The organism is Terrirubrum flagellatum (assembly GCF_022059845.1).
Classification (GTDB): Bacteria; Pseudomonadota; Alphaproteobacteria; order Rhizobiales; family Beijerinckiaceae; genus Terrirubrum; species Terrirubrum flagellatum.
The window spans coordinates 3,472,998-3,499,094 of sequence record NZ_CP091851.1 but is presented as its reverse complement, the minus strand read 5'-3'; the positions used below and the strand labels follow the sequence as shown (position 1 = coordinate 3,499,094).

The following is a 26,097-nucleotide window of genomic DNA, read 5'->3' as shown; positions in this document are numbered from 1 at the left end:
AACCCGCCTCATGGCGCCCTTCAACCACGCTCGCGCGAAGAGGCGCGGGGGGCGGGCGCGGACTCGGCGGCGCGCCCGGCGGGCGCTCCCGTTGGGCGGGCCAATGATGGCGAGATCGTGGCGGAGATTGCGGCGCCGCGTCGCGGTCCCGCTTCGTCAGCCGCCGTCGGACGGGCCGACCAGCCGGCGCCGGCGGCTGTGGATAAAAGCCGGATCGCGGTGGCGCGATCGAGCGCCCGGAAGCCGCGCATCGCCGCTTTCAGGCCGGCGCCGGACTGAACCGGCGTCGGACCGACGCCAACGAGCAGGCGGATCGCCTCATCATCGGTGAGGCCGGCGGCCTTGAGCAGGATGGCGAGCGACTCGCCTGTTGGATCGATGAAGGCGGGGGCGAGCGCGTTGGCGCCGAGCCCGACGACGCGCGCAAGGATGGCGGCGGCGTCTTCGCCGTCCCTGCGTTCGGCCGCCCGCGCCAGCGCCAGCGACGTGACGGAGTCGAGCGTGCGCCGCAGCTCCGGTCCGGAGTCGAGCGCGGCGAGCCGCGCCGCGTCGGCGATCGCTTTCTCGCGGGCGGAAGCGCCAACGGGAAGAAAGGATGCGTGCGACGGGGCTTTCTCATCGCGGGCTGCGGACGCGTCGTCCGGCGACGTCCAGATGTCGGCCGGCGGAAGAGTGGGCGTGGATTTGGCGCCGCGTGGCTTGAGGCCCCGCGCTGCGAGCGCCGCAAGCACGGGCGCAGGGACGTCCTTGCAGCCTGCAAGCAGGCGCGCGACGGCCACGGCGGTCGACATCTCGACGCGCGGGATGAGCGCTGTCGCGATGTCGGCGAAAGTCTCGGCGGCGCGCGGATCGCGATCGGCGGCGGTGACGAAAGCGCGCGCTATGTCCTCGAGCACAGCGGCGCGCGTCGCGGGGCGCGATAGTCCTGAATGCGTCGATAACGCACGGGAATGCTGTTTTTCGGCGGGCATGCTGTGACGCGAAAGACGCAATGAGCCTCGAAATAAGGACTGTGCGCCACCGTACGCCCAACTCGTTAGCGGCTCGTTAACCATGATTGCGTTGGATCGAACTGCGTCGATAGGACGCGAAGGAGACCAGGATGGGCACCGTGATCGCTTGGCCGGGGCATTTAGCCGGAGCGGGCAGGCGCAGCCTCGGAGTCGACGAGCCGCGCGGCCAGATTCTTTTTTTCACGGGCGTTCGCTATGAGCGCCGAATTGATAATGGCGAGCCGACCGGCGCCAACGCCTCCTCCAAGGGGCGTGGAGCGCAGCGCGGGCGTCGCAAGCGCGCCTGAAGACGCTTCGGGCGGATGAGGGCAGGACGCGCCATCGCATTTGCTTGCGCGACACTGTTGCTCGGCGCCTGCGCGGAACGCGGCGATTTCGGTCGCCCCAAGGAAAACGCCCTCTCGGCCCTCGTGGCGCCGATCGTGGGGCCAACCGAATCGAGTTATCCTTTCACTGACGATGAGCAGGAATTGCGTAAGCGCGCCTGGCGTTTTCTGATGCCCGCGAAAGAACGCACATATTTCGATCATCTCGTATATGACATGGCCCGCGTCGGAACGATCGATGCGGAATATTTCCCGGAAACGAAGACCTGGTACAAAGAGGCGCTTCTCTCGGATAATTTTCGGTCGCCGGCGTCGCGCTTCGCCCGGATCGCCGACGACACCTCCCAGGATCGCGCGCTGCTTGTTCCCTTCGCCGCGTCCGCCGCCCGTGTGATCGACAGCGACCGGCAGCGACTGACCGCTATGTGGCAAGTGCCCGACATGACTGTGGGCGATGTCGCGAATGCGAAGATTCGCGTGCGCGAGAACAGCATGTTGATCGCCTGGGTCTGCAACCGCATGGCGATGCGGCTCGTCTCTTATCGGCATGCGCTCGAACATCTGTTTGTGGCCATGCCGCAAGCGGAAGCTGTTCTTGCAGAGCGGCAGTTGACGACGCTCGAGCATGATTTCGGCGTTCTGCGCGCCACGGGATGCGTGCGCCCCGATCCGTTCCGCGACATCGCGATCGATCGCGGCCTGCGCATGCCGCCCGACGGGCATTTCTACAGCGAGGAAATATTGTTTGGTCCGCAATGGCGCACGCGGCCCGGCATCATCGGACCTGGCGGCAACGTTGTCGTGCGCAAGGGATAATGAAAGAGCTCGCGTAGGCGGTTGCTCCCGACATTAAAAATTTGTCATTCATCCCCGATACAAATTCGTGCTCTTAGCATTCCTCTATGGCCGGCGTTCGCATCGGCTATGGAGCATGGCGCGAAAAAGCGGGAACCGGTTTTTCACGCCATGCTCTCAACTCTCGGAATCGATCACGGTCCCGCACTTTGATTGGGTCAAGTCGTGATCCAAAGGAGGAATTTCATGAAGAGTCTGATCGCTGCAGCATTCGCGAGCGCCATGCTTCTCGCCGGCGCGTCCGCGTCGCAGGCGATGCCGATCGCGCCCGCCGCGCCGGAAGGCGGTTTGCTGACGCTCGTCGCGCAGGGCTGCGGCCCTGGCTTCCATCGCGCGCCGCGCGGCTTCTGCGTGCGCAACGGATTTGGCCCTGTCGTCGTCGCTCCGCGCCCGCGTCCTGTCATCGTGGCGCCTGTGCGCCCGCCGGTGGTGGTGCGCCCCGGGCGAGTTTGCCCGCGCGGCTTCTTCCTGACCCAGCGCGGCGTCTGCCGTCCGATCAGATAGTTCCCTGATTGCAGGAATGCCCTCGGCGCAAGCCGTGGGCATTGATCGTCAAGCGCGGCGTCGTTGTAGAGAGCGCCTTATTTTCCCAGCACGTTCGGGTCCGGCTCGCAGGTCAGGCCGCTCGCGAGCAGACGCGCGTCTGGCATGTCGGTCGGCTGCAGCGCCAGCACGCGCGCGACGACGAAGCCGCGCCGCACCGGCGACAGCAAACGAACATCGCGCGGCGCATCATCTTCGTCTTCCGCGCGCAACGCCTCGCCGAGCTGATCGAGCGTGAACAGTACGAGATCAATGATTCCGCGCTGCGCCGCGCGGTCGCTCAACGCATAGAACACGCGCCCGTCAGGTGAATGGAATGACAGCGTAAGAAGCTCGTCGCCGGCGGCGATGCGCACGCGCACCGGCTCCCTGTCGAGATCATAGGGGCAGATCGACATCGCCGTCGCGGGGTCAGTGAAGGCGAGCCCGGGCGCAGCGGGCGTTGGCGCGGGGAGCAGGGTCGCCTGATGCAAAGGCGCGTCGTTCAGCATGCGCGCCAGCGGCCCGTCGCCGGCGAAGGCCGGCGTCAGCAGCACCGCGGCGATATGCACGACGCCGGCAAGCACAAGGCCGCATGCCAGCGTGAAAAGGAACCAGCCCAGGCGCGTCATCGTAGCCTCACACGCATCTCACGCGCGCGATGCGCGGCAGTTGCGAACGATCGAGCGCGCGGCTGATCGAACTCGCCGACGTGTCGTAAAGCCGCAGCGCGAGCTGGAAGCCGCCTGATGTCGGCAATTGCAACCAGTTGCCGCTGCGCGCCTCGCGCGCCAGCGCGATCGTCACGCGGCTGCCGGCTTCGCGCACGGCCTCGCCCGAGGTCAGGCCATGTCGGGCCGGGCGCTCGAGAAACAACCCGCCATCGGGCTTGTGTATTGTCAGCGTCCAGCCGCGCGCGACCGGCATGAAGCCTTGCAGCAGATAATCGCAGCGGCCGTTGAGCGGCCTTCCGTCATCATCGCGGATCGCGGTCAGCATCACGCCTTCGCCGGCGCCGAGCGGCAACTCGCCGCGACGCGCGATCGCGGCGCGCGCATAGGGATCGACATCGAAGCCGCCGGCGCGCGGATAGGTCGACCAGGCGCCGATATCGACGCGCCCGAAGCCCGCCTGATCCTGCAGCGCATAGACGGCGGACCAGAGGCCGAGGCCGCCGCCGATGGCGAGGATCGCGAGCAGGCGGATGATGAAGCCGGCGCCGCCGCGTCTGTGATCAGCGGGCGGCGTGGACGAGGATGCGACGCTCATGGCGAGAGGATTTGCGGCGTGTCCTGTGGCGCTGCGGCGACTTCGCGCAGCATCGGCGCCCGCGCGCTCGGCCTTGAAGCGCCGGCCGATTTGAACTGCTGTTCGAGCGCGCCGAGCGCATCGAGCGATTTGCGCGAAAGCGTCGCCGGACGCTGCGCCAGCGTCTCGGCTTTCGCATCCGTCTTCGGCGCGCGCGCCGCGACAGGGACGGGCGGAGGCGCGGGGTCCCGCGTCAACAGCGGGATCGGCTTGATGTCGAGCCCCTGATGCGCATAGGCCATCACCTCATGCCACGTCATCGCGGGCACCGTGCCGCCGGTCATCGTCGCCATGCTGGCGTAGTCGTCATTGCCCATCCAGACGCCGCCGACATAATTGCCGGTGAAAGCGATGAACCAGGCGTCGCGATAGGCGTTCGTGGTGCCGGTTTTTCCCGCCGCCTTGATTCCCGGCAGGATGGCGCGGCGGCCCGTGCCTTCTTCGACCACCTTCGACATCATGTAGACGAGATCGCTGTCGACCTGCGGCGAGAGGATCTGCTTTGGCGGCGCAGCGTCCCGGTCCTGTCGCCAGATGAGTTCGCCCGCGCTGTTGTGAATCTCGATCGCAGCGTAGGGTCGCGTAAGCTTGCCGCCATTCGCGATGGTCGCATAGCCCGACGTCATATCCATCACGGTGACGTCGACGGCGCCGATCGGCAGCGAAGGCGTGTCCTTGATGTCGGTGGTGAAACCCATCGCTTTCAGCGTGGCGATGATCTTGGCGCGCCCCATGCGATAGGTGCGCTCGCCTTTCTCGTCGCGCGGCGACAGGTCGAGCGACATCCAGACGGGAATGGTGTTGTAGGATTTCGCCAACGCGACGGTCAACGGAATGGCGCCGGCGAATCCGCCGGAATAATTCCGCGGACACCAGTTGCCGATGCAGACGGGCGCGTCGCGCACGATCGAGTCAGGCTTGTATTTCGCCGCGGTGAGCGGATCGGACATCGCTGTCGCATAGACGAAGGGCTTGAAGGAGGAGCCCGGCTGACGAAGCGCGTCGGTCGCGCGATTGAACTGGCTCGCGCCATAGTCGCGGCCGCCAACGACGGCGCGCACGGCGCCATCGAGGTCCATCACGACGATTGCGCCCTGGCCGACATTATATTGGTCGCCATATTGGCGCAGCGAATTTTCGAGAGCCTGCTCGGCCTTCTGCTGCAGCCCGCGGTCGAGCGGCGTCTTGACAGTGAGCACGCGATCGGAGCCGAGCTTGCCGGCTTCCGCCATCTTCTTGATCTGATCGAACGCCCAGTCGAGATAATAGTCAGGGGTCGCGTCGCGCTTGCGATCGACGGGCGCCGCCGGATTGCGCCGCGCGGCGAGCACCTGGCCTTCGGTGAGGAAGCCGGCCTCCACCATGTTCGAGAGAACCGTGCTGGCGCGGGCGCGCGCGGCCGGCAGGTTGATATGCGGCGCGAATCTCGCCGGCGCCTTGAACAGTCCCGCCATCATCGCGGATTCCGCCAGGTTGAGGTCCTTCACCGATTTGCCGAAATAGAATTCGGCCGCCGCCGCGGCGCCGAACGCGCCGCCGCCCATATAGGCGCGATCGAGATAGAGCTTGAGGATCTGGTCTTTCGACAACCGGGTCTCGAGCCAGAGCGCGAGGAAGGCTTCCTTGATCTTGCGTTCGAGCGAGCGCTCATTGCTAAGGAAGAGGTTCTTCGCGAGCTGCTGCGTGATCGAGGAGCCGCCTTGCACGACGCCGCCGGCGCGCGAATTGGCCGACAGCGCGCGCGCCGTGCCGACGGGATCGATGCCCCAATGCTCGTAGAAGCGGCGATCCTCGGTCGCGAGCGCGGCCTTGATGAAATGATCGGGAAATTCATCGAGCGGAATCGAGTCGTCATGCTTGATGCCGCGCTTGCCGACCTCGTTGCCGTAGCGATCGAGGAAAGTGACCGCGAGCTCCTGCCGCTTCATCAGCTCTTCCGGCGCCTCGCGGAAGGCCGGCGCGGCGAGCGCGATCATCACGACGCCGCCGGCCGCGCCCATCGTCAGCGCCTCGCAAGCGAGATCGACCGACGCCTTTTTGGCGCCGGTGAGATGGAAGCGGTCCATGAACATCTGGAAGCGCGCATAGGCGTCACCCGCCGCGCGCGTCAGCGACCAGAGCCCGGAATCGACGGCTGAATCCGCGCCAAGCAACGCCCGCTTCAGGCGAGCGCCCCAGGTGATGCGCGGGGCGTCAGGGAGCATGGCGGCGACGGGATCGCTTCAGCCTTGAACGCCGGGACATCCGGCAAATGGAAAATGGGGAGGGGGAAAGGCAATGGCAAGGGGTGGGGCGAGCGCTGCATGGGCGGCCTTGGGACGGCAACACAGTTGATCGTCCTTGCACCCGCGATTGGGACCGGCCGATCTTCGCCGCAAGCCCGAAATCAATGCCGGAGAGCGCGCGGATTGAAGGCCCGCAGGAAGTGAATGGCTACGTCGCGAATCTCAACATATCAGAGTTTCTCCAGCGCTTCTCTAGTGAGTTCGCTGAACGCCTCTTTTGGGATTCTTACAACGGTACTGCTGCCACCAGTCATAGTTGTTCCGCCTCCGATCTTTTGCCATGAGGCGAACTGCGCCAACGTATCAAACGTAATATAGTGCCATTTCTTGAGCGTTCTGCTCGTTGTATCGATGATTTCTCTCACGACAAACAAGGAGTGAAGATTTCTTTTTTTGCAGCATAGAAAGCTAGTTTTACGAATGGGCCGACATCAAGCCCAAAAAATTCTCCCATATTCGGATCGGGTGCCGCCGTCTTTTCCTTTATTTCAATCGGATAGGTATGCCGCTCTCCCCAAATAATGCCATCAATGTCCACGATCTCGCACATGATTAGCGAACTTAGAAATATCCGCAAATTTTCCTTCGAGAATTCGTCGGGAAGATGAACACGGTCAATCTGCGAAGCGTCTGTTTGATATCGCAAGAAATTGTAATGACGAGGGCGTTTGTGGAAACCCGCAATCAGGTCAGTGGCGCTGACGAACGAGTCTATGTGGGGAACTCCGAGCCTAACGAACTTCCATTCGATAGCGCCGGCGCTATCGATAATCGGGTGTGCATAATAGCTTTTGATCCCCAACTGATTAAATGTGGCGCAAATGGTATGAAGGTTGGTGGGAATGTTTGATGTCGTCGGAGTGCCAGAATAATCTCTGTTGGGCTCGATAACATGTGGAAAGACGGCTACGATATGATGGCCAAAATTGCCGCGAGTATTTCTCAGCAGCCACCCGCCTGCCGACACTCTTCTTTCAAATCCGAGCTTCGCAATAAGTGTGCGAAAATCAATTTCCGCGCGAAGCCCGTTTAGTTTGTTTTGGTTTAGACTCGTCAAACTCTTTGAAAGGTAAGCCTCCATGTGAGCCAAAGAAAGAAATCCCATTAGCACAATCCTCGTATGTCAAGATTTTCCACTTTTGACTGCAGCCATGTGCAGCATTCGCGGATAGTCGCTTCTACAGGTTGCTGGCGGCGGCCTTTAAGCGCGCATTCCCAAACCGTGCATTCCCGCCAGCCTGCTTTCCGCAGCGCTTGGGAGGCATTGAAGTCAACTTGGCGATTCCGCGTGATCTTCGCTCGCCAAAAGTCTTCTCTGGTCTTCGGCCATTTGAATAAGTGGCAATCGTGCCCGTGCCAGAAACACCCGTGAACAAAAATGACGGCGCAGTGTTTCGGGAAGACAAGATCTGGCTTCCCTGGCAGCTTTCGATCATGCAACCGAAACCTGAATCCCTTGGCGTGAAGTCCGCGCCTGATAATCAGTTCCGGCTTTGTATTCTTGCCTTTGATGCCAGCCATCATCCGGCTTCTGACATCAGGTGTGACGACGTCCGCCATGATCAGGCCGCGTGGCTCCTGATATCAAGAAGGCTTTGATCAACATCGCTATTCGTTCCGACTTCCCCGAGAGCTGAGCGAATGTGAGGCTTCATCAGTTCCGCAACGGCCTTCACGACCGGAACGACGACGGCGTTGCCAAACTGCTTGTACGCTTGGGTATCCGAAACAGGAATTTTAAAGTTATTTTCGTTCGGCCCGTCAAAGCCCATCAAACGGGCGCACTCGCGAGGAGTCAGGCGGCGCGGCCTTTTTCGTGGTTGGGCGATCAGAACCTCGGAGCCGTCCTTGTAGTAGCGTGCGGACAAGGTGCGGGTAACATCTTTTGGTCCAAAAACACTGTAACCGAATCCATTCCCCTTGGCTTCGTGCTTTTTTTTGTAGTCCTGCAAATAACCCCACAAATGCGCGGTCAGCGTATATTTGGGATCAACTTCATTATGCGGGTCGAGAATCTTGCCCAGCATGGGGCGTTTGCCCTCGGGAACGGAGAGAGCGTCAAAATCGAAACGGCTCTCCCTTAGAAAGCCGACGATGAAAATACGCTCGCGCTTCTGCGGCACCCACGGCTCTGAACCGATCACACGAGTATGGACTTCATAGCCCAGCTCCTTGCGGAGAACGTGCATGATTGTTGCAAAGGTTTTGCCCTGATCGTGCCGTTCAAGATTTTTTACGTTTTCAAGCAGGAACGCTGCAGGTTTATGATGCGCGATGATTTGAGCGAGATCAAAAAACAGGGTGCCCTGCGTATCGCAGAGAAAGCCGTGCGGGCGGCCGAGGGCATTCTTCTTTGAGACGCCGGCGATCGAGAATGGCTGGCAAGGAAACCCGGCCAAAAGAACATCATGCTTTGGAATGCGCTCTGGTTGCGCAGCGAACTCGCGAATATCGCCGCCAAATTCGTGATCAACCGAATAATTTTCCTTGTATGTTTTCCGGCTGTATTGATCCCATTCGCAAGTGAAAATGCACTTGCCGCCAATGTGCTCAAAGCCTTTCCGAAGACCGCCTATCCCGGCGAACAAATCAATGAACGTGAATTCGGCGCTTTTCGAATGGAGGGCAGCGAGCTGGGCTGCATGCTCCTGAAGCCATTTGATAGCAACAGGTGATGCGCGGGTTTCCCCGCTTTCGTAGCGTTGAATAGTCCTCTCACAGAGACCAAGATAGGCGGCTGCCTCGGCCACCGACATCCCGCAGGTCGTCCTCGCGCGTTCAAATTCCAAGGCTGATTGGGGGCGGCTCATGGGGGCCTCGCTGGGACTGAATCTGGACAGACTGTCGCTGATTCGTCCCAGATTGTCGTTAATGTTCTCTGTATGTTCCGTCAAGATGCATCTTTTCGAAGAAGTGTGTCACAGGCCTACGGGCAAAGCGCAGTCTACTTGCTCTCGATCCGCGCCACGATCTTCGCCGTCCAGAGCCTCGCGAAGGGCGCGGCGATGAAGGCGGCCACGGCGGCGCAGGGCCAGGCGATAATGAAGGCGCGCATCCAGCGCCCGACGAAGTCAGGCGGCACGCCGCCGAAATTCACGGCCGTCACGATCGCCGTCATCATGAAGGCCATCATGCCGCCCATCAGCACCGGAAAAATATAGCGCGCCTTGCCGTCCATCGACCCATCCCCAGCGCCGGCGATGTCGCCCGGGTTCGCGCGGAATGCAACCCTTGGAGCATGGCGCGAAAAAGTGGGAACCGGTTTTTCCGAGACGAACGCAAGCGTTCGCTCTGCAAGAGCCATGCTCCAGACTTCTGGAATCGATCACGTTCCCGCATTTGATTGATTCAATCAAAATGCGGCGTGATCTGGCGCGGCGCCGATCTCGGCGGGCGATTGTGCGCTGGAGCACTTCACGCCGCCCCTCGAAACGGCAGGGAAGGCGCGCTTCCCGCTCCCGAGGTTCGCATGCTCTCGCTCTCGAAAATGATCCTTCCCGTTGTGATCGCCGCAGCGATGGTCGGCGCCGCCCAGGCCCAGACCGCGGCCGTAAAGCTGTTCAAGGTCGTGACCGTGAAGGATGAGATCATTATCGGCGTGCAGGACGGCGAGATCGTTCCCGCCGGCTCGCTCGACGCCGAACACATCGCCGCCGCGCTGAAAGAGAAGGGCGAGCTCGGCGTGTGGCAGTACGCGGTGCGCAAAGGCGCCGACGGCTCGTTGCAGCAGGCGCCGCTCCACAAGATCGGCCTGCTGTTCAACAATTCGCTGCGCGTCGAGCCCTATGCGACGCCGCTTGCGATCCTGCCGCCGAAATAAATCTTCGCCTGCTGTTCTCTGCCGGAGGGATCGGCTAGGCAAGGCGCATGCCGCGCCAAGCCGCCCGCCGATCGTCCGTCTCCCGCCGGACGTCAAAGCCTCGTCCGTTCTGGCGGACGAAGGCGCTTGAGGACATGACGGAGGCGGAGTGGGAGTCGCTTTGCGACGGCTGCGCGCGCTGCTGCCTCGTCAAGCTCGAGGACGAGGACACGGGCAAAATCCATCACACCGACATCGCCTGCCGGCTTCTGGATGGAAAAACCTGTCGCTGCACGGATTATCCCAGGCGCGCGAAGCGCGTGCCCGATTGCGTGACGCTGACGCCGCATGAAGTTCGCACACTGACCTGGCTGCCGCCGACCTGCGGCTATCGCCTCGTCGCCGAAGGCAAGGACCTCTACGACTGGCATCCGCTCAAATCAGGCGATCCCGATAGCGTGCATGACGCCGGAATTTCGGTGCGCGGCCGCGTCCATTGCAGCGAGGACGACCTCAACATCAATCGCTGGCATGAGCGCATCAAGCGCTGGCCGAAGATGACGCCGAAGGGCGCGCGCTGAAACTTTAGGTCTTCGTTGCCGCGGGCTCGCTCGTCATGCCCGCGATCCAGCGAAAGTCAGGATGCACATGGAATTTCCATGCGCGCTTCGGCCCCGCCATGACGTTGAGATAATAAAGATCGTATCCGTGCGGCGCGCCGACAGGATGATAGCCCTTCGGCGCCAGCACGACGTCGCGGTCCGACGCCGCGAGCGTTTCGTCGATCGAGCCGTCGTCGGTGTAGATGCGCTGGAGCGCAAAACCGCGCGGTCTGTTGAGGCGGTGATAATAGGTCTCTTCGAGATAGGTCTCGTCGGGCCAGGCGTCGCGGTCATGCTTGTGCGGGGGATAGCTCGACCAGTTGCCGCCGGGCGTGATGACCTCGACGACAAGCAGCGAATGCGCCGGTTCGTCCTCTGGCAGGATGTTGTAGGGATAGCGCGTGTTCGTGCCGGTTCCGCGCGTGAGCTGCGCCTCCGGCGTCGGCGCGATCACGCGCGGTTTGAAATCGCCGCCGCCGGGAGAGGAACAGACGGCGAGTTCCACATCGCTCGTCGCTTCAATGACAATGTTTGATCCCTTCGGCGCATAGAGCGCCCAGGGCGGCCCATCGAACGGCGACATGCGTTGGCCAAGCTGGCCGAAATCCTTGCCGTCGACGCTCATCTTCGCGACGCCCGCCACCAGCACGAAGCACAGTTCGCTTTCGCCGGCGCTGAAGGAGAGAGTCTGCCGCGGCTTCATGAGATGCACGGCGAAGCCGACATAGGACCAGCCGGCGCTCTCCGGCGTGATCGCGTGGATGCGGCCCTGCGCGTCCGGCGCTGATGGCTTGACGAGAAGCTTTCCGCTCATGCCGGCCTCACGCGGACAAGCCGGTTTCGGCGAAAACCTGTTTCAGATGCGCGACGCCTTTTTTCGCATAGGGCAGCGCCGGCGCCTTCTTCGGGTCCTGTTCGGCTTCGACGACAACCCAGCCTTCATAGCCTTTCAGCTCGCGGAACACTGCGGCGAAATCGACCATGCCGTCGCCGGGGACTGTGTAGACGCCGAGATTGGCGCCATCGCCGAGGATGGAGTGAAGGAAGCTCCAGTCCTTCGCGATCGCTTCGCGCATGACGCTTTCGCGCACGTCCTTGGTATGAACATGGCTGATGCGCGAGCGATAGCTGCGCGCGATCTCGGCGGGATCGCTGCCGCCCCATGTGGCGTGGCCGGTGTCGAGCACGAAATGCACGGAATCGCCCGTCGCATCGACGAAGCGCGCGATGTCCTCGCGCGACTGCACGATGGTGCCCATGTGATAGTGATAGACGAGCTGGAAGCCTTCGTCGCGCAGCCGCTCCGCGAATTCGGTCATGCGCGCGCCATAGACAGTCCATTCCGCGTTCGGCAGATGCGGCCGCTGCGACAAGGGGATCTCACGCTTGCCGTGGATCGCGTTCGAGGTCTCCGCAACGATGAACACCGTCGTGCCCATCGCTTTCAGAAGCTTGCGATGCGCAGCCGATTCCTCGAACTCCGTCTTCGCGTCGCGCAGCAGAAGTTCGACCGAATGCCAGCCGCCGATGCAAGCCATCTTGAAAGGCTCGAGCGCGGCTTTCAGGTCGGCCGGCGCGCGCGGAAATTTATGGCCGAGCTCCATGCCGACAAAGCCGGCCTCCTGCGCCTCCAGCAGGCAGACCTCCAGCGGCGTGTCGCCGCCAACGGTCTGGTCGTCATCGTTCGACCAGGCGATGGGATTGGCGCCGATGCGAATGACCATATCGTTCTAACTCCAGATGTCGGGCGCCAAATCAGTCGCGAATTTCAAACGCCAAGCTCAATCACCGAGCCGCTGCTTTTCGAGCGACGTTTCGTAAGCGGCGCGCGCGGCCTTCACTTCGCCGCGCACGGAAACCTCGGGCACTGCGACATCCCACCAATGCCCGCCGGCGTCGGTCGAGGCAAGCGGATCGGTGTCGATCACGATGACATGCGTGCGCGCCGACGCGCGCGCCTTGCGTAGCGCCGTCTCGAGATCGGCGACGCCGCTGACCTTTTCGGCGATCGCGCCGAGGCTGGCCGCATGCGCCGCAAAATCGATGTCGGGAAGCGTCTCGTGGCGCGTATCGCGCAGCAGATTGTTGAAGCTCGCGCCGCCCGTGCCGCGCTGCAGCCGGTTGATGCAGCCGAAGCCTCTGTTGTCGAGCACGACGATGATGAGCTTCTGCCCGAGCATCACCGATGTCGCGATCTCGGAATTCATCATGAGATAGGAGCCGTCGCCCACCATCACGATCACTTCGCGGGCGGGATCGGCCATTTTCGCGCCGAGACCGCCTGCGATCTCATAGCCCATACAGGAATAGCCATATTCCATGTGATAGCCGCCGGCGGCGCCGGCCTGCCAATGCTTGTGCAACTCGCCGGGAAGTCCGCCTGCGGCGCAAAGCACGACGTCGCGCGGCTCGCTCGTGCGCATCACCGCGCCGATCACTTGCGCGTCGGACGGTTCTTCGGAGTTTGTCGCGGCGAGATAGCTCGCTGACGTTTCAAGCCATGTCGCGCGTTCGCGCGTCGCCTTCTCAGTCCAGTCGGACGGCGCCTTGGTGTCGCCGAGCGCGCGCTGGAGCGCGTTGATCGTCGCCCGCGCGTCGCCGATCACGGGCAGGGCGCGATGCTTGCCCGCGTCGAAAGGCTGCGTGTTGATCGACACGATGCGGCGGGTGGGATCCTTGAAAAGAGCCCAGGATCCCGTGGTGAAATCCTGCAACCGCGTGCCGATCGCGATGACGACATCGGCTTCTTCGGCGCAGGCGTTCGCCGCGCTCGTGCCGGTGACGCCGACGGAGCCCATATTCATCGCATTATCGCGCGGCAGCGAACTCTTGCCGGCCTGTGTTTCGCCGACGGGAATGCCGCGCTGGGCTGCAAAAGATGCGAGCGCCTGTTCGGCTTCGGAATAGAGCACGCCTCCGCCGGCGATGATGAAAGGCCGTTTTGCCTCCTGGATCGCTTCCGCCGCCGCCGCGAATTCGTCCGCGTCAGGCAATGCGCGCCGCGCGCGCCAGACGCGCTCGTTGAAGAAGCTCTCGGGATAATCGAACGCTTCCGCCTGCACGTCCTGGCAGAGCGCCAGCGTGACGGGACCGCATTGCGCGGGATCGGTGAGCACAGACATGGCGCGCGGCAGCGCCGTCAGAATCTGTTCGGGCCGCGTGATGCGGTCGAAATAGCGCGAGACCGGCTTGAAACAGTCGTTGGCTGAAATGGTGCCATCCTCGAAATCCTCGATCTGTTGCAGCACTGGATCGGGGCGCCGGTTGGCGAACACGTCGCCGGGGAGGAGGAGGAGCGGCAGACGATTGACATGCGCGACTGCGGCCGCCGTGACCATGTTGGTCGCGCCGGGCCCGATCGACGTGGTGCAGGCCATCATGCGTCGGCGCCGCGACGCTTTCGCGAAAGCGATCGCGGCGTGCGCCATCGCTTGCTCGTTGTGCGCGCGGAACGTCGGCAGCGCATCGCGCGCGCTGTGCAGCGCTTCGCCGAGGCCCGCGACATTGCCATGGCCGAAGATCGCGAACACGCCATGGAAGACCGGAACCGTCTTGCCCGCGATCTCCGTCTTCTGCGCGGCGAGGTAGCGCACCAGCGCCTGCGCCATGGTCAGCCGGACTGTCGTCATCGCGTTTCCCCGCTTCTTTCTGAATTACCTTACGCGCGCGCCCACGCTTCGCAGAGGCGGCCGAAGCGCGCGGCCATCTCATCGACAGCCTGCATATCGTTCATCGCGCCGCGCAGCCACGTCTTGAACGGATCGGCGAAGATGGTGCGGCCGACAGCGAAACCTTTCACGCGAGCGCTTGAGCGCGCCGCTCTGAACGCATCGATGATTTCGTTCTCAGGAGCATCGAGGCCAAGCATGACGACGCCGCGACAGAGCGGATCATTGACCGCGATTTCGGTCTCGACGGCTTTCCAGGCGGCGGTCGTCCTCAAAGGTTCGAGCTTCCACCAGTCCGGCTTCACGCCGATGGCGTAGAGGCGCGCCATGACGTGGGCGACCGTGTCGTCTTTCATTTCGCCATGCTTGCCGCAGATGATCTCGACCAGCAGTTCGCGGCCGACGCGCGCTGCGGCGTCGGCGAGACGCAGCAGTTCGCGCTCCTGCACGACCTTGAGATCATCGCCGTCGTCGGGATGATAAAAGCACAGGCATTTGATCGTCTGCGTGACTGGCCATTCGATCATGCGCGCGCCGAGCGAGCCGCCATACTCGAAATCGAGCGGCCGCGAGCCCGGAAGCTCCACCGGGCGCCCGATCCAGAGATCATGGCCCGCGGCCTTGTAGAGCGCCTGCCGTCCGTATTTTTCGTCGAGCAGCATGCCGAAGCCCGTGCGTCCGTTCGCAACTTTGAGGCAGGCGTCTAGCGCGAGAAGCTTGAAGGCTGCGATGCGGTCGTAAGAAGCGCCGGCGTCGTCGGCCATCGCCTCCATCTGCGAGCGATGGTCGATCGCGAGCGCCATGAGTTCGTCGGACGAGCGCGGCCGCCGCGTCGTGGCGCGATGGATATGTGTCAGCGCCACATCCTCGCGCAGGCGACGGCTCGATGCGCCATGGGCGAGAAAATGCGCCATTTCCGGCTGCGTCGGATATTCAGCCGAACAGAGCAGGCGCGACACCGCGAAGGCGCCGCCGGCGTTGGCGAAGGCGCACGTCTTTTCCAGCGGCTCGTCTCGGAGATAACCGCGCAGGAAGCCGCCCATGAAGCCGTCGCCGGCGCCGAGCGTGTTGAGCACGTCGACGGGATAGCCGGGGCCCTTCACGCCGTCTTCGAGAGAAGCGGGAATGTCGCCGGGAAAACAGACGCAGCCCATGGGGCCGCGCTTCGCCACGATGAGCGCCTTGGGCGCCAGCGCGCGGATTTTTCGCAGCGTCTCCAGCGTGTTTTCCGAGCCGCCGGCGATATGCAGTTCCTCTTCCGTGCCGACGATCACGTCGCAGAACGGCAGCACGGTCTGCAGTTTTCCGGTGACGATCTGCGAGGCGCGATAGCGCTCTTCGCCGGCGGCGTGGCCAGCAAGCCCCCAGAGGTTGGGGCGATAATCGATGTCGAAGAGCACCTTGCGGCCATGCGCCTTCGCGAGCCGGATCGCCTTCTTCTGCGCGGCTTCGGGGTTTGGCTTCGAGAAATGCGTGCCGGTGACGAGCACCGCGGCCGAGGAGGCGATGAAGTCTTCCTCGATGTCGTCTTCGCACAGCGCCATGTCGGCGCAGTCGCTGCGATAGAAGATGTGCGGGAAGCTGTGGTCGTCGCGCACGCCGAGCAGCACCAGCGCGGTGAGCCGCTCCTTGTCGATTGTCACGCCGCGCGTCTCGACGCCTTCGCGCCCGAGCTGCTCGATGATGTAGCGGCCCATCTGCTCGTCGCCGACGCGCGTGATGACGGCCGATCTCAGCCCAAGCCGCGCCGCGCCGATCGAGATGTTGGCGGGGCAGCCGCCGACCGCTTTCGAGAACGTCGCCACGTCCTCAAGCCGCCCGCCGATCTGCTGGCCATAGAGATCGACCGAGGAGCGGCCGATGCAGATCACGTCGAGGGCGGTGGGCGAGAACGTCATGGGTTCGGCTGGCGAGGTTCAGGACGGATGAAAGATTTGCCGGCATATCTTCTGCCGCGCATGGCTGTCCACTGCGCGGCGCGGTGGAACAGGCTGGACATATCCACCCCGACGTCCGAATTTGCCAGCGCAAACAGCGCGTTGTGCAGCGCAAAAAGACCGGACAGCTCCCGTGACCGACCGACGCAAGAAGCCCGAAGACCTCCGCAGCGCGCGCTGGTTCGCTCCCGATGATCTCCGCTCGTTCGGCCATCGTTCGCGCGCGATGCAGATGGGTTTCGGACCGGAGGATTGGGCCGGCAAACCTGTTATCGCGATCCTGAACACCTGGTCGGAGGCGCAGCCCTGCCACATGCATTTCAAGACCCGCGTCGATGACGTGAAGCGCGGCGTCCTGCAGGCCGGCGGATTTCCCATGGAGTTGCCGGCGCTCTCGCTATCCGAGAGCTACACCAAGCCGACCTCGATGCTTTATCGCAACCTGCTGGCGATGGACGCCGAGGAATTGCTGCGCTGCCATCCGGTCGATGGCGTCGTTCTGATGGGCGGCTGCGACAAGACGACGCCGGCGCTGCTGATGGGCGCGACCAGCATGGGCCTGCCGGCGATCTACATGCCTGCCGGCCCCATGCTGCGTGGCAACTGGCATGGCAAGACTTTGGGCTCGGGGTCCGACGGCTGGAAATATTGGGACGAGCGCCGCGCCGGAACGATCACCGAGAAGGACTGGTTCGAGGTCGAGTCCGGCATCGCGCGCTCCTACGGCGTGTGCATGACGATGGGGACCGCAAGCACCATGACCGCGATCGCCGAAGCGCTGGGCATGACGCTGCCTGGCGCGTCCTCAATCCCCGCCGCGGATTCCAGCCATGTTCGCATGGCCTCCGCCTGCGGCCGGCGCGCCGTCGAAATGGTGTGGGAAGATCTGACTCCCGCGAAGATCCAGACCCGAAAAGCATTCGAGAACGCGATCATCGTCGCCATGGCGATGGGCTGCTCGACCAACGCCATCATCCACGTCATCGCGCAGGCGCGCCGCGCCGGCGTCGACATCACGCTCGATGATTTCGAGAAGGCGAGCCATCTCGTTCCCGTCATCGCCAATGTCAGGCCGAGCGGCGACAAATTCCTGATGGAGGATTTCTTCTATGCCGGCGGGCTTCCGGCGATGCTCAATCGCATCTCGGATCGCCTGCATCTCGACGCGATCACCGTCACGGGAAAGACGCTCGGCGAGAACATCAAGGGCGCCGAGGTGTTCAACGACGACGTGATCCGCACGCTCGACAATCCCATTTATGCCGAAGGCGCGCTCGCGGTGCTGAAGGGCAATCTGGCACCGGATGGATGCGTGATCAAACCGAGCGCCTGCGACCCGCGCTTCCTCAAACACACCGGCCCGGCCATCGTGTTTGACGATTATCCCTCGATGAAAAAGGCGGTGGATCGCGACGATCTCGACGTCACGCCTGATCATGTGCTGATCCTGCGCAATGCGGGTCCGCAGGGCGGTCCCGGCATGCCGGAATGGGGCATGTTGCCGATCCCGAAGAAGCTCCTGAAGATGGGCATCCGCGACATGGTGCGTCTGTCGGATTCACGCATGAGTGGCACGAGTTACGGCGCCTGCATCCTGCATGTTGCGCCCGAGTCCTGGATCGGCGGGCCGCTGGCGCTGGTGAAGAATGGCGACATGATCTCGCTCGACGTCGCCGCGCGCACGATCAATCTCGACGTGTCCGACGAGGAACTGGCGCGCCGTCGCGCCGCATGGACGCCGCCGCCGCCGCGCTATGAGCGCGGCTATGGCTACATGTTCACCAAGCACATCAAGCAGGCCGACGAAGGCTGCGATTTCGATTTCCTCGAAACGAAGTTCGGTAAGCCGGTCGATGAGCCGGTGATTTTTTGAGAGATCCGCTTGCGACTCCGGAGCGCAACTGTCGTCTCCGGAGTTGTGAAGCAAGCGTAAGCGACTAGAATGAAATGCAGGGCTCAGAAAAAATCTACACTATAAGCGCCCGTGGCGCTTTCTGACTGACGCTCGCTTCGCTCGCGAGTCTTGCGCTGGGCCCCGGACACGGTTCCGTTCGGCTTATCGCCTCACTTCACCGTTCCGGGGACGGCGACAGCTTCAATTTTTGAACATTATGCTCTCTCCGTCCCCGGATTCGTGGAGCGAGCGAAGCGAGTGGAACGAAGTCCGGGGCCCAAGGAAAAACGTGCGCCGCAGGCGCGCTCCTCTCTTCCCGAAAGCAAGAAGAGACGGGAGCGTCGCCTGCGCCAAATAGACTGGCGCTAAACCACCGCGCCGGGATTGAGCACGCCGTCCGGATCGAGCATCGCCTTCATCCGCCGCATCAGCGCAAGCTCCTCCGCGCTCTTGTTAAGCGGCAATTCGTGCTTGCGATAACGCCCGATGCCATGCTCGGCTGAGATGCTGCCGCCGAATTCGGTGACGACGCGATGCACGCAGGCGTTGACGGTTTCCGTCTTCGGCTCCGGCCCAAGCAGGATATTGTAGTGCAGATTGCCATCGCCGAGATGACCGAAGCTGAGATGGCGCACATCAGGGAATTCCGCTTCGGTCGCGATGTCTGCGGCCCTGACGAAGTCAGCCATGCGTTCGATCGGCACGGAAATATCGTGATTGACCATGCGGCCTTCGCGATTGCCGAGATTGGCCATGCGCTCGCGCGCCAGCCACATCTGCGCCGCCTGCTGCGTGTTCTGCGAAATCACGGCGTCGGTCGCGATCCCGCGCTCCAGCGCATCGGCGAGCAGTTCTTCAATCGCTTCTTCGAGGCCGTTCAGCATGCTGCCGGCCTCCATCAGCACATGCCAGTTCGAGAGCGCTGTCGGCGGCTTCTGTCCGAAATGCTTCTCGACGAGCTCGTAGCAGAGGCGCGGCATCATCTCGAAGGCGCCGAGCGAGTCGCCGATGCGATCTTGCGCGAGCGACAGCAACTCCAGCGCCTTGTCGACGCTGTCGAGCACGACGAACGCGGTCGCGGATTTTGTCGGCAGCGGCGACAGCTTCATCACCGCAGCCGTCACGACGCCGAGCGTGCCTTCCGTGCCGATGAAGAGCTGCTTCCAGTCATAGCCCGCATTGTCCTTGCGCAGGGGACGCAGGCCGTTGACGATGGTTCCATCGGCCAGCACGACCTCGAGGCCGAGCACGGAATTGCGCGCCATGCCGTAGCGCACGACATTGATGCCGCCCGCGTTGGTGGAGATGACGCCGCCGATCTGCGCCGTGCCTTCCGAGCCGATCGTGACCGGCAGGAAGCGGTTCGCCGCCTCAGCCGCGTCCTTCGCCGTGCGCAGGGGGACGCCGGCCTCGACCTCCATGGTCATGGCGAGCGGTTGGAGATTGCGGATGGCGTTCATACGCGCGAGCGACATCACGACGGCGCCCTTCAGGCTTAGCGGCAAGCCGCCATAGGCAAGGCCGGTGTTGCCGCTCTGGGGCACCAGCGGCGCCAGTTCGCGGGCGCAGAGCTTCACGATCTCGGAGACTTCGCGCGTGGTCCGCGGCCGCACGATGCAGAGAGCTTCGGCGCGCGTGCGTTTACGAGCATCCTCCAGATACGGCGCCTTGGCGTCGGCGTCGGTGATCACGCCGGCGTCGCCGACGATCGCGGCGAGCTTCGCAAGGAGATCCGTATCTACATCGGGCATATCGCGCTTCCCGCATCCGGCAGCGCCGGCGTTGACATCGCAGCGGACGCGCCGCAACCGTCGCCCCAATGGGGCGGCGACCGATAGCCAAGGGGGCCCGCCCGCGCAAATGCAAATCGGGAGACCCGCCCTTGCCTCTGGAGAAGATCGTCATCGTCGGCGCCGGCCATGGGGGCGTGCAGGCGGCCGCGTCCCTGCGCGAGGCCGGCTTTGACGGGCGGGTCGTTCTGATCGACGCCCAGACGCACAAGCCTTACCAGAGGCCGCCGCTCTCGAAGGCGTTCATGAAGGGCGAGGCGACGGCCGAAAGCCTCGTGCTGCGCGGCGATGAATTCTTCCCGAAGCAACGCATCGAACTCAGGCTTGGCCTGCGCGTCGAGGCGATCGATCGCGGCGGCCGCGCGCTCTCGCTCTCGAATGGCGAGACGCTGTCCTACGATCACCTGATTCTCGCCACCGGCGCGCGGGCGCGGCCTTTCAATGCGCCGGGCGCCGATCTCGACGGCGTCGCGGTGCTGCGCACGATCGACGATGCGGCTTTCCTGAGAACGCGGATTGAGCAGGCGAAGAAAGTCGCCGTCGTCGGCGCGGGTTTCATCGGGCTTGAATTCGCCGCGGTTGCAGCGTCGTTCGGCCATGCGCCTGTTGTGATCGACATTGCGCCGCGCGTGATGGGCCGCGCTGTGTCGCCGATCATGTCAGAGGCGTTTGCAGAGAAACATCGCGCGCTTGGCGCGACGCTGAGACTCAACGTCGGGATCGAAGCGCTCTACGGCGTCGATGGCGAAGTCGCGGGCGTTCGGCTTGCGAATGGCGAAGACGTTCCCGCTGATCTCGTCGTCGTTGGCGTCGGCGTGCTTGCCGAAGATGCGCTGGGGCGCGAAGCGGGCCTTGCGATCGAGAACGGCGTCGCCGTCGACGATCATCTCGTCACCAGCGATGCCAATATCTCCGCCATCGGCGACAACGCGTCTTTTCCTGATGTGCATTCCGGGCGCCGCGTGCGGCTGGAGGCCGTGCAGAACGCCGTCGATCAGGCGAAATGCGTGGCGCGGCGGCTGGCGGGATCGCCGGCGCCTTACGTGGCGACGCCCTGGTTCTGGAGCGATCAGGCCGACTATAAGCTCCAGATCGCCGGTCTCGGCTTCGATATCGATGATTATGTCACGCGCGGCGATCCGGCTTCAGGCCGCTTTTCAGTGTTCGGCGTCCAGGCGGGACAGGTGAAGGTGGTCGAATCCGTCAACAAACCGGGGGATCACATGGCGGCGCGGCGCTTCCTCGCCGGAACGCCCTTGAGCCGCGATCAGGCGGCGGACGAGAATTACGACCTCAAGGCCCACGCCATGCGATCGGGCGCAGCCGCCGGCGCATAGCCGCCGCCGAGCGCGCGGCGGTCGACCCGCATTGGCCCGCGTCGCGAATAGGACCGGGAGGGGGCCGGCGGCTCCTCCTCGAGCTGGCCGGAGTTTCGCGCGTGCAGCGCATCCGCCAGGCGTTCGATGATGTCATCCAGCCGCGGCGTTTCGCGACGCTCCGCGAGTTCAGCCGCCAGCGCGTCGCGCTCGCGCCGGGTCTGTTCGACGAGGCCAAGCAGCATCCGAGAAAGCTGCAGCAGCGAGGCCATTTCGCTTTCGCGCCGCTGAATCTCCTGCTCATCCTCACGGCGGCGCAATTCGTCGAAGATCCGCGCCTGCAGCTCCTTGAGGCGTCGCAGTTCGCGCAAGTCGTTCGCCATGTCCTCGGCCATGTCCGAGCGGGCGCGGATTGGGCGGTTCGAGGACGGCATGGCGAGTCGGCGGCCTTGTGAAGGATTGGTTAACCATGATCCCGATTTGGTTAACGCCGTGTAAAGGCGCACGAGCCATGCCGGCGCGCCGCTTCCCAGAGGGGCGCCGGCGTGCATCATTTCGATCGACGTCCCGGCCATTGAGAGAGCCATGCGCCTTTTTGCTGCGTCGATCGCGACTGAGACCAATACTTTCTCTCCCATCCCGACCGGTTATTCCAATTTCCGGGACTCTTTCGCCGCAGGTCCCGGCGAACATCCGGACGAGCCCCGGCTATGCACCGCGCCCCTCTATGTCGCCCGCCGGCGCGCGAAGGAGGAGGGCTTCACGTTGATCGAGGGCTCCTGCTTCTGGGCGGAGCCCTCGGGTTCGGTGGTGCGCCGCGACTACGAGATGATGCGCGACCGCATTCTTGCGGAACTCAAGGCGGCGATGCCTGTCGACAGCGTGCTCATGGGTTTTCACGGGGCCATGGCGGCCGAAGGTTATGACGATGTCGAAGGCGACATGCTGGAGCGCATTCGCGCCATCGTCGGCCCTGACGTGATCATCGGCTGCGAATATGATCCGCATTGCCACCTGACCGAGAAGCGCGTGCGGCTGCAGACGGTCGGCGTGCTCTTCAAGGAGTATCCGCACGTCGATTTCCTCGAACGGGGCGAGGAGGTGGTCGATATCGTGCTGCGGACGCTGCGCGGACAGATCAAGCCGGTCGTCTCGCTTTATGATCCGCGCATGTATGACTTCTATCCGACGACGACGGAGCCGATGCGCTCCTTCGTCGATCGCATCAAGGCGATGGAGGGCAAGAACGGCATCCTCTCCGTCTCGATCGGTCACGGCTTCAGCCACGCAGACGTTCCGGAAATGGGGAGTCGCGTCCTCGTCTATACCGACGGGCGCAAGGCGGACGGCGATCGTCTGGCGAAAGAGCTTGCTGATGAACTTGTGGCGAAGCGCGGCCAGTGGTGTCCGCCGACGCTGGAATTCGACGATGCGCTGCAGCAGGCGCTCTCGCTCAACGCAGGGACCGCGATCATCGCCGAGCCGTCCGACAACGCCGGCGGCGGCGCCACGTCAGACAACACCTTCTCGCTGCGCGCACTGCGGGAAAAGGGCGTGACCAACGTCGCGATCGCGCCGATGTGGGACCCCGTCTCGGTGCAGTTCTGCTTCGCGGCCGGCGTTGGCGCGAAGATTCCGCTGCGCATCGGCGGCAAGGCGTCAGCCGGTTCGGGCGATCCCGTCGACGCTCAGGCAGAGGTGATCGCGTTGTGTGAAGACACCTGGCAGCATTTCGGCGCTGCGAAAGTTCCGCTCGGCGACACCGCCTGCGTCAGACTCGATGGCGTCGACGTGATCCTCATCTCCAAGCGGACGCAGGCGCTCGGCGACGAGCTGTTCACGCATCTCGGTCTCGATCCCGGCGCCTATCGCCTGCTGATGCTGAAATCCGCGCAGCACTTCGCCGGCGGCTTCGGAAAATACGCCAGGCTGATCCTGCGCGGTGAGACCGGCGGCTGTTGTCCGCAGGATCCGAACCGGCATCCCTATACGCGCGTCAATCGCCCACTCTGGCCGCTCGATCCATTGCCGGAAGGGCGCCTGCTGATTTGACATCAACGCCTCTTCTTGGCGCTTGCCCGACGCGCCTTCCCCATGCGTAACTGGCGCGGGGTGAGACGCCGCTTCGTCGGCTCTCATGGAGGAGGATCGCCATGACCACGTCTCGTCGCAGATTCACGCAAGGCGCGATCGCCGCCGGCGCAATCGCGGGAGCGCCCGCCATTGGTCGCGCGCAGACCACGCCGCCTGTCTCGCGCACGATTCGCGGCGTGATGCATGGCGACCTGCGCGTGTTCGATCCCGTGTGGACGACCGCGAATATCACCTCGTACCACGCGCACATGGTTTACGACACGCTGTTCGGCGTAGACAGCAAATATCAGCCGCAGCCGCAGATGGTCGGCAAGCATGGCCTGTCGGATGATCGCAAGACCTACACCTTTGAACTGCGCGACGGGCTGAAATTCTCTGACGGAACGGCGGTCACGGCGCGCGACTGCGTCGCCTCGATCCGCCGCTGGGCGGCGCGCGACGGCGCGGCGCAGCACATGTTCGCGCGCGTCGCCGACACGCCCGTGAAAGACGACAAGACTTTCCAGATCGTGCTGAAGGAGCCCTACGGTCTCGTTCTCGACAACATGGCGAAGACCGGCACGAACGTGCTGTTCGTCATGCGCGAGAAGGAAGCGCAGACCGATCCCAATCAGCAGGTTCAGACGATCATTGGTTCCGGCCCCTTCATCTTCAATCAGGGCGCGATGGTGCAGGGCCAGCGCTATGTCTACGACAAGAATCCGAACTACAATCCGCGTTCCGAACCGGCCTCCTATTCCGCCGGCGGCAAGGTCGTGAAGGTCGATCGCGTCGTCTATGAGAACATCGCCGACGAGGCGACAGCGATCGCCGCCATCAAGGCCGGAGAGATCGACTTCATCGAATATCCGAACGTTGATCTGCTTGACCAGCTCGAAGGTGATTCCGCCATCACCCAGGAAGTGCTGAACAAGCAGGGCAACATGGGTTGGGCTCGCCTCAACTTTCTCTATCCGCCGTTCAACAATGTGAAGGCGCGGCAGGCGATGCTCTACACCGTGCATCCCTCGGACGTGATGAAGGCGACCTTCGGCAATCCAAAATTCTTCCGCGGTTGCGGTTCGCTCTTCGGTTGCGGCACGCCGATGGAGAACGACGCCAACACCGAATGGTTCAAGGGCGGTCAGAACTTCGCCAAGGCGCGCCAGCTCCTGAAGGAGTCGGGCTATGACGGCCGGCCGGTCGTCGTCCTGCAGGCGACGAACGTCGCCTATATGAACAACGCCGCGACGTTGATTGCGCAATGGATGAAGGAAGCGGGCTTCAACGTTTCGCTGCAGGCCTCGGACTGGGGCGGAGTGGTGACGCGTCGCGCCGTGAAGACGCCGCCGGATCAGGGCGGCTGGAATGTGTTCTTCACCTCTGCGTCGGTGAACGCCTTCGGCAATCCCATCGGTCTTGTCGGTCATGCGGCGACCGGCGAGAAGGGATGGTTCGGCTGGCCCTCCGACGAGAAGCATGAAGTGCTGCGCGACAAATGGGCGGCCGCCGCGACCGATGACGAGCGCAAGGCGATCGCGCGCGAGATGCAGGAGAATGCGTGGAATTTCGTGCCGCACATTTATTACGGCCAGTGGTTCCAGCCCTCTGCGTTGCGCAATCTCAAGGGCATGATCGGCATGCCCGAGCTCGTGCCGTTCTGGAACGTCGAGAAGACCGCGTGACGGCCGGCAGGGCGCGCCGAAGATACGGAAAAGCTGCGCGCTCTGACGCGAGACGGATGGCCCGCGGGAGCGCGGGCCATTCATGATCGCCTATATCGTTCGCCGCCTATTATCGACGGCGATCGTGCTCGCGATCGTCGGGTTGTTCGTCTTCATGCTGCTTCATCTCGCGCCGGGCGATCCCGCCGCGATCATCGCCGGCGACAATGCGACGGAAGCGCAGATCGCGCAGATCAGGAAGCTTCTCGGCCTTGAGGATGCGCTTGCGGTCCAGTTCGGCCGCTGGGGATGGCGCATCCTGCAGGGCGATCTCGGGATCTCGATCTTTTCGAACACGCCGGTCGCGACGCTGATTCTTCAGCGCATGGAGCCGACGATCTCGCTTGCGGTGATGACCATGCTGGTCGCAGTGTCGCTCGCAATCGTCGCCGGCGTATTCTCGGCCGCGCGCGCCGGATCGGCATTCGATCGGCTCGTAATGGGCTTCGCGGTGCTCGGCTTCTCCGCGCCGGTCTTCGTCGTGGGATATGTGCTCGTCTATATCTTCTCGATCAATCTGCGCTGGCTGCCCGTGCAGGGCTACAAGCCGATCGCAGACGGCTTGTGGGAATGGCTGCGCCATCTCATCCTGCCTTCGATCGCGCTCGGCCTCGCCTATGTCGCGCTGATCGCGCGCATCACGCGCGCCAGCATGCTCGACGTGCTGGCGGAAGATTATATGCGCACCGCGCGCGCCAAGGGCGTGAGCCAGCCGGTGATGCTGATGAAGCACGCGCTGAAGAACGCCGCGGTTCCCATCGTGACCATCATCGGCATTGGCGTTGCGCTGCTCATCTCGGGCGTCGTCATCACCGAGACCGTGTTCAATATTCCCGGCATCGGGCGGCTCACCGTCGATGCGATTTCAAAGCGTGATTACCCGATTATTCAGGGTGTGATCCTCGTTTTCGCCGGCGTCTATGTCGCCATCAATCTCCTGGTCGATCTTGCTTACACGCTGCTCGACCCGCGCATCCGGTATTGA

Annotated in this window: 23 protein-coding genes; 9 read left to right on the top strand and 14 right to left on the bottom strand. The window is 63.4% G+C overall.

The features are described from left to right. Positions 1 to 20: 20 nt before the first annotated feature. Positions 21 to 896 (bottom strand): hypothetical protein, encoded by an 876-nt coding sequence (locus L8F45_RS16820; protein ID WP_342359025.1) that lies wholly within the window; start codon positions 894 to 896, stop codon positions 21 to 23. A gap of 614 nt (positions 897 to 1,510) precedes the next feature. Between L8F45_RS16820 and L8F45_RS16815 the strand changes: the two genes are divergently transcribed. Together L8F45_RS16815 and L8F45_RS16810 are read left to right on the top strand one after the other, a co-directional pair. Continuing rightward, complete coding sequence (locus L8F45_RS16815; protein ID WP_342359024.1) at positions 1,511 to 2,155, top strand: hypothetical protein; 645 nt, start codon at positions 1,511 to 1,513, stop codon at positions 2,153 to 2,155. Between the two features lie 225 nt (positions 2,156 to 2,380). Further along, on the top strand, positions 2,381 to 2,698 hold the full coding sequence (locus L8F45_RS16810) for a GCG_CRPN prefix-to-repeats domain-containing protein (protein ID WP_342359023.1): 318 nt from the start codon (positions 2,381 to 2,383) through the stop codon (positions 2,696 to 2,698). 77 nt (positions 2,699 to 2,775) lie between these two features. Here the strand turns inward: L8F45_RS16810 and L8F45_RS16805 are convergent, their stop codons facing one another. The 7 genes from L8F45_RS16805 to L8F45_RS16775 all read right to left on the bottom strand — a co-directional run bounded on the left by L8F45_RS16805 (position 2,776) and on the right by L8F45_RS16775 (position 9,487). Continuing rightward, a complete protein-coding gene (locus L8F45_RS16805; RefSeq protein ID WP_342359022.1) occupies positions 2,776 to 3,348 on the bottom strand; it encodes a DUF1254 domain-containing protein in 573 nt (190 codons plus the stop codon). A gap of 7 nt (positions 3,349 to 3,355) precedes the next feature. Next, positions 3,356 to 3,985 carry a DUF1214 domain-containing protein gene (locus L8F45_RS16800; protein WP_342359021.1) on the bottom strand — a complete coding sequence of 210 codons (630 nt, stop codon included), beginning with the start codon at positions 3,983 to 3,985 and terminating at the stop codon, positions 3,356 to 3,358. Continuing rightward, on the bottom strand, positions 3,982 to 6,228 hold the full coding sequence (locus L8F45_RS16795; RefSeq protein WP_342359020.1) for a transglycosylase domain-containing protein: 2,247 nt from the start codon (positions 6,226 to 6,228) through the stop codon (positions 3,982 to 3,984). Before L8F45_RS16795 ends, L8F45_RS16800 begins: the two co-directional genes overlap by 4 nt. Positions 6,229 to 6,670: 442 nt before the next feature. After that, positions 6,671 to 7,414, bottom strand: a complete 744-nt coding sequence (locus tag L8F45_RS16790; protein WP_342359019.1) for a hypothetical protein — start codon at positions 7,412 to 7,414, stop codon at positions 6,671 to 6,673. Beyond that, positions 7,414 to 7,869, bottom strand: a complete 456-nt coding sequence (locus tag L8F45_RS16785; RefSeq protein WP_342359018.1) for a very short patch repair endonuclease — start codon at positions 7,867 to 7,869, stop codon at positions 7,414 to 7,416. Before L8F45_RS16785 ends, L8F45_RS16790 begins: the two co-directional genes overlap by 1 nt. A 2-nt stretch (positions 7,870 to 7,871) precedes the next feature. Further along, entirely contained in the window at positions 7,872 to 9,119 is a 1,248-nt protein-coding gene (gene dcm / locus L8F45_RS16780; RefSeq protein WP_342359017.1) for a DNA (cytosine-5-)-methyltransferase, read from the bottom strand. A gap of 134 nt (positions 9,120 to 9,253) precedes the next feature. After that, positions 9,254 to 9,487: a DUF2798 domain-containing protein gene (locus tag L8F45_RS16775; RefSeq protein ID WP_342359016.1), complete on the bottom strand. Its 234-nt coding sequence runs from the start codon at positions 9,485 to 9,487 to the stop codon at positions 9,254 to 9,256. Positions 9,488 to 9,778: 291 nt separating this feature from the next. Between L8F45_RS16775 and L8F45_RS16770 the strand changes: the two genes are divergently transcribed. Together L8F45_RS16770 and L8F45_RS16765 are read left to right on the top strand one after the other, a co-directional pair. Continuing rightward, positions 9,779 to 10,129 carry a hypothetical protein gene (locus tag L8F45_RS16770; protein WP_342359015.1) on the top strand — a complete coding sequence of 117 codons (351 nt, stop codon included), beginning with the start codon at positions 9,779 to 9,781 and terminating at the stop codon, positions 10,127 to 10,129. 47 nt (positions 10,130 to 10,176) lie between these two features. Next, the gene (locus L8F45_RS16765) at positions 10,177 to 10,689 is read left to right on the top strand and encodes a YcgN family cysteine cluster protein (RefSeq protein WP_342359014.1); all 513 of its coding nucleotides are present in this window, start codon (positions 10,177 to 10,179) and stop codon (positions 10,687 to 10,689) included. A gap of 4 nt (positions 10,690 to 10,693) precedes the next feature. Here the strand turns inward: L8F45_RS16765 and iolB are convergent, their stop codons facing one another. The 4 genes from iolB to L8F45_RS16745 are packed head-to-tail and all read right to left on the bottom strand — an operon-like array spanning position 10,694 to position 16,276. Further along, positions 10,694 to 11,524 (bottom strand): 5-deoxy-glucuronate isomerase, encoded by an 831-nt coding sequence (gene iolB / locus L8F45_RS16760; RefSeq protein WP_342359013.1) that lies wholly within the window; start codon positions 11,522 to 11,524, stop codon positions 10,694 to 10,696. A 7-nt stretch (positions 11,525 to 11,531) separates the two neighbouring features. Next, positions 11,532 to 12,434: a myo-inosose-2 dehydratase gene (iolE, locus tag L8F45_RS16755; protein ID WP_342359012.1), complete on the bottom strand. Its 903-nt coding sequence runs from the start codon at positions 12,432 to 12,434 to the stop codon at positions 11,532 to 11,534. Between the two features lie 57 nt (positions 12,435 to 12,491). Beyond that, a complete protein-coding gene (iolD, locus tag L8F45_RS16750) occupies positions 12,492 to 14,339 on the bottom strand; it encodes a 3D-(3,5/4)-trihydroxycyclohexane-1,2-dione acylhydrolase (decyclizing) (protein WP_342359011.1) in 1,848 nt (615 codons plus the stop codon). Between the two features lie 29 nt (positions 14,340 to 14,368). Continuing rightward, positions 14,369 to 16,276, bottom strand: coding sequence for a bifunctional 5-dehydro-2-deoxygluconokinase/5-dehydro-2-deoxyphosphogluconate aldolase (locus L8F45_RS16745; protein ID WP_342359010.1), 1,908 nt, complete (start codon positions 16,274 to 16,276; stop codon positions 14,369 to 14,371). A gap of 172 nt (positions 16,277 to 16,448) precedes the next feature. Here L8F45_RS16745 and araD point away from each other — a divergent pair, with 172 nt between their 5' ends. Beyond that, on the top strand, positions 16,449 to 18,188 hold the full coding sequence (gene araD, locus L8F45_RS16740) for an L-arabinonate dehydratase (RefSeq protein ID WP_342359009.1): 1,740 nt from the start codon (positions 16,449 to 16,451) through the stop codon (positions 18,186 to 18,188). Between the two features lie 386 nt (positions 18,189 to 18,574). Here the strand turns inward: araD and L8F45_RS16735 are convergent, their stop codons facing one another. Further along, positions 18,575 to 19,960, bottom strand: a complete 1,386-nt coding sequence (locus L8F45_RS16735) for an FAD-binding oxidoreductase (RefSeq protein WP_342359008.1) — start codon at positions 19,958 to 19,960, stop codon at positions 18,575 to 18,577. A 131-nt stretch (positions 19,961 to 20,091) separates the two neighbouring features. On the opposite strand from L8F45_RS16735, the gene L8F45_RS16730 reads away from it, so the two are divergent. Further along, positions 20,092 to 21,336 carry an NAD(P)/FAD-dependent oxidoreductase gene (locus L8F45_RS16730; protein WP_342359007.1) on the top strand — a complete coding sequence of 415 codons (1,245 nt, stop codon included), beginning with the start codon at positions 20,092 to 20,094 and terminating at the stop codon, positions 21,334 to 21,336. Here the strand turns inward: L8F45_RS16730 and L8F45_RS16725 are convergent. After that, entirely contained in the window at positions 21,285 to 21,902 is a 618-nt protein-coding gene (locus L8F45_RS16725; protein ID WP_342359006.1) for a hypothetical protein, read from the bottom strand. The two genes, L8F45_RS16730 and L8F45_RS16725, sit on opposite strands and share 52 nt — an antisense overlap. Here L8F45_RS16725 and L8F45_RS16720 point away from each other — a divergent pair. From L8F45_RS16720 to L8F45_RS16710, 3 genes are all read left to right on the top strand, one after another. After that, complete coding sequence (locus L8F45_RS16720; RefSeq protein WP_342359005.1) at positions 21,901 to 23,367, top strand: M81 family metallopeptidase; 1,467 nt, start codon at positions 21,901 to 21,903, stop codon at positions 23,365 to 23,367. The two genes, L8F45_RS16725 and L8F45_RS16720, sit on opposite strands and share 2 nt — an antisense overlap. 101 nt (positions 23,368 to 23,468) lie before the next feature. Continuing rightward, positions 23,469 to 25,073 carry an ABC transporter substrate-binding protein gene (locus tag L8F45_RS16715; RefSeq protein ID WP_342359004.1) on the top strand — a complete coding sequence of 535 codons (1,605 nt, stop codon included), beginning with the start codon at positions 23,469 to 23,471 and terminating at the stop codon, positions 25,071 to 25,073. A gap of 82 nt (positions 25,074 to 25,155) precedes the next feature. Beyond that, a complete protein-coding gene (locus L8F45_RS16710; RefSeq protein WP_342359003.1) occupies positions 25,156 to 26,097 on the top strand; it encodes an ABC transporter permease in 942 nt (313 codons plus the stop codon).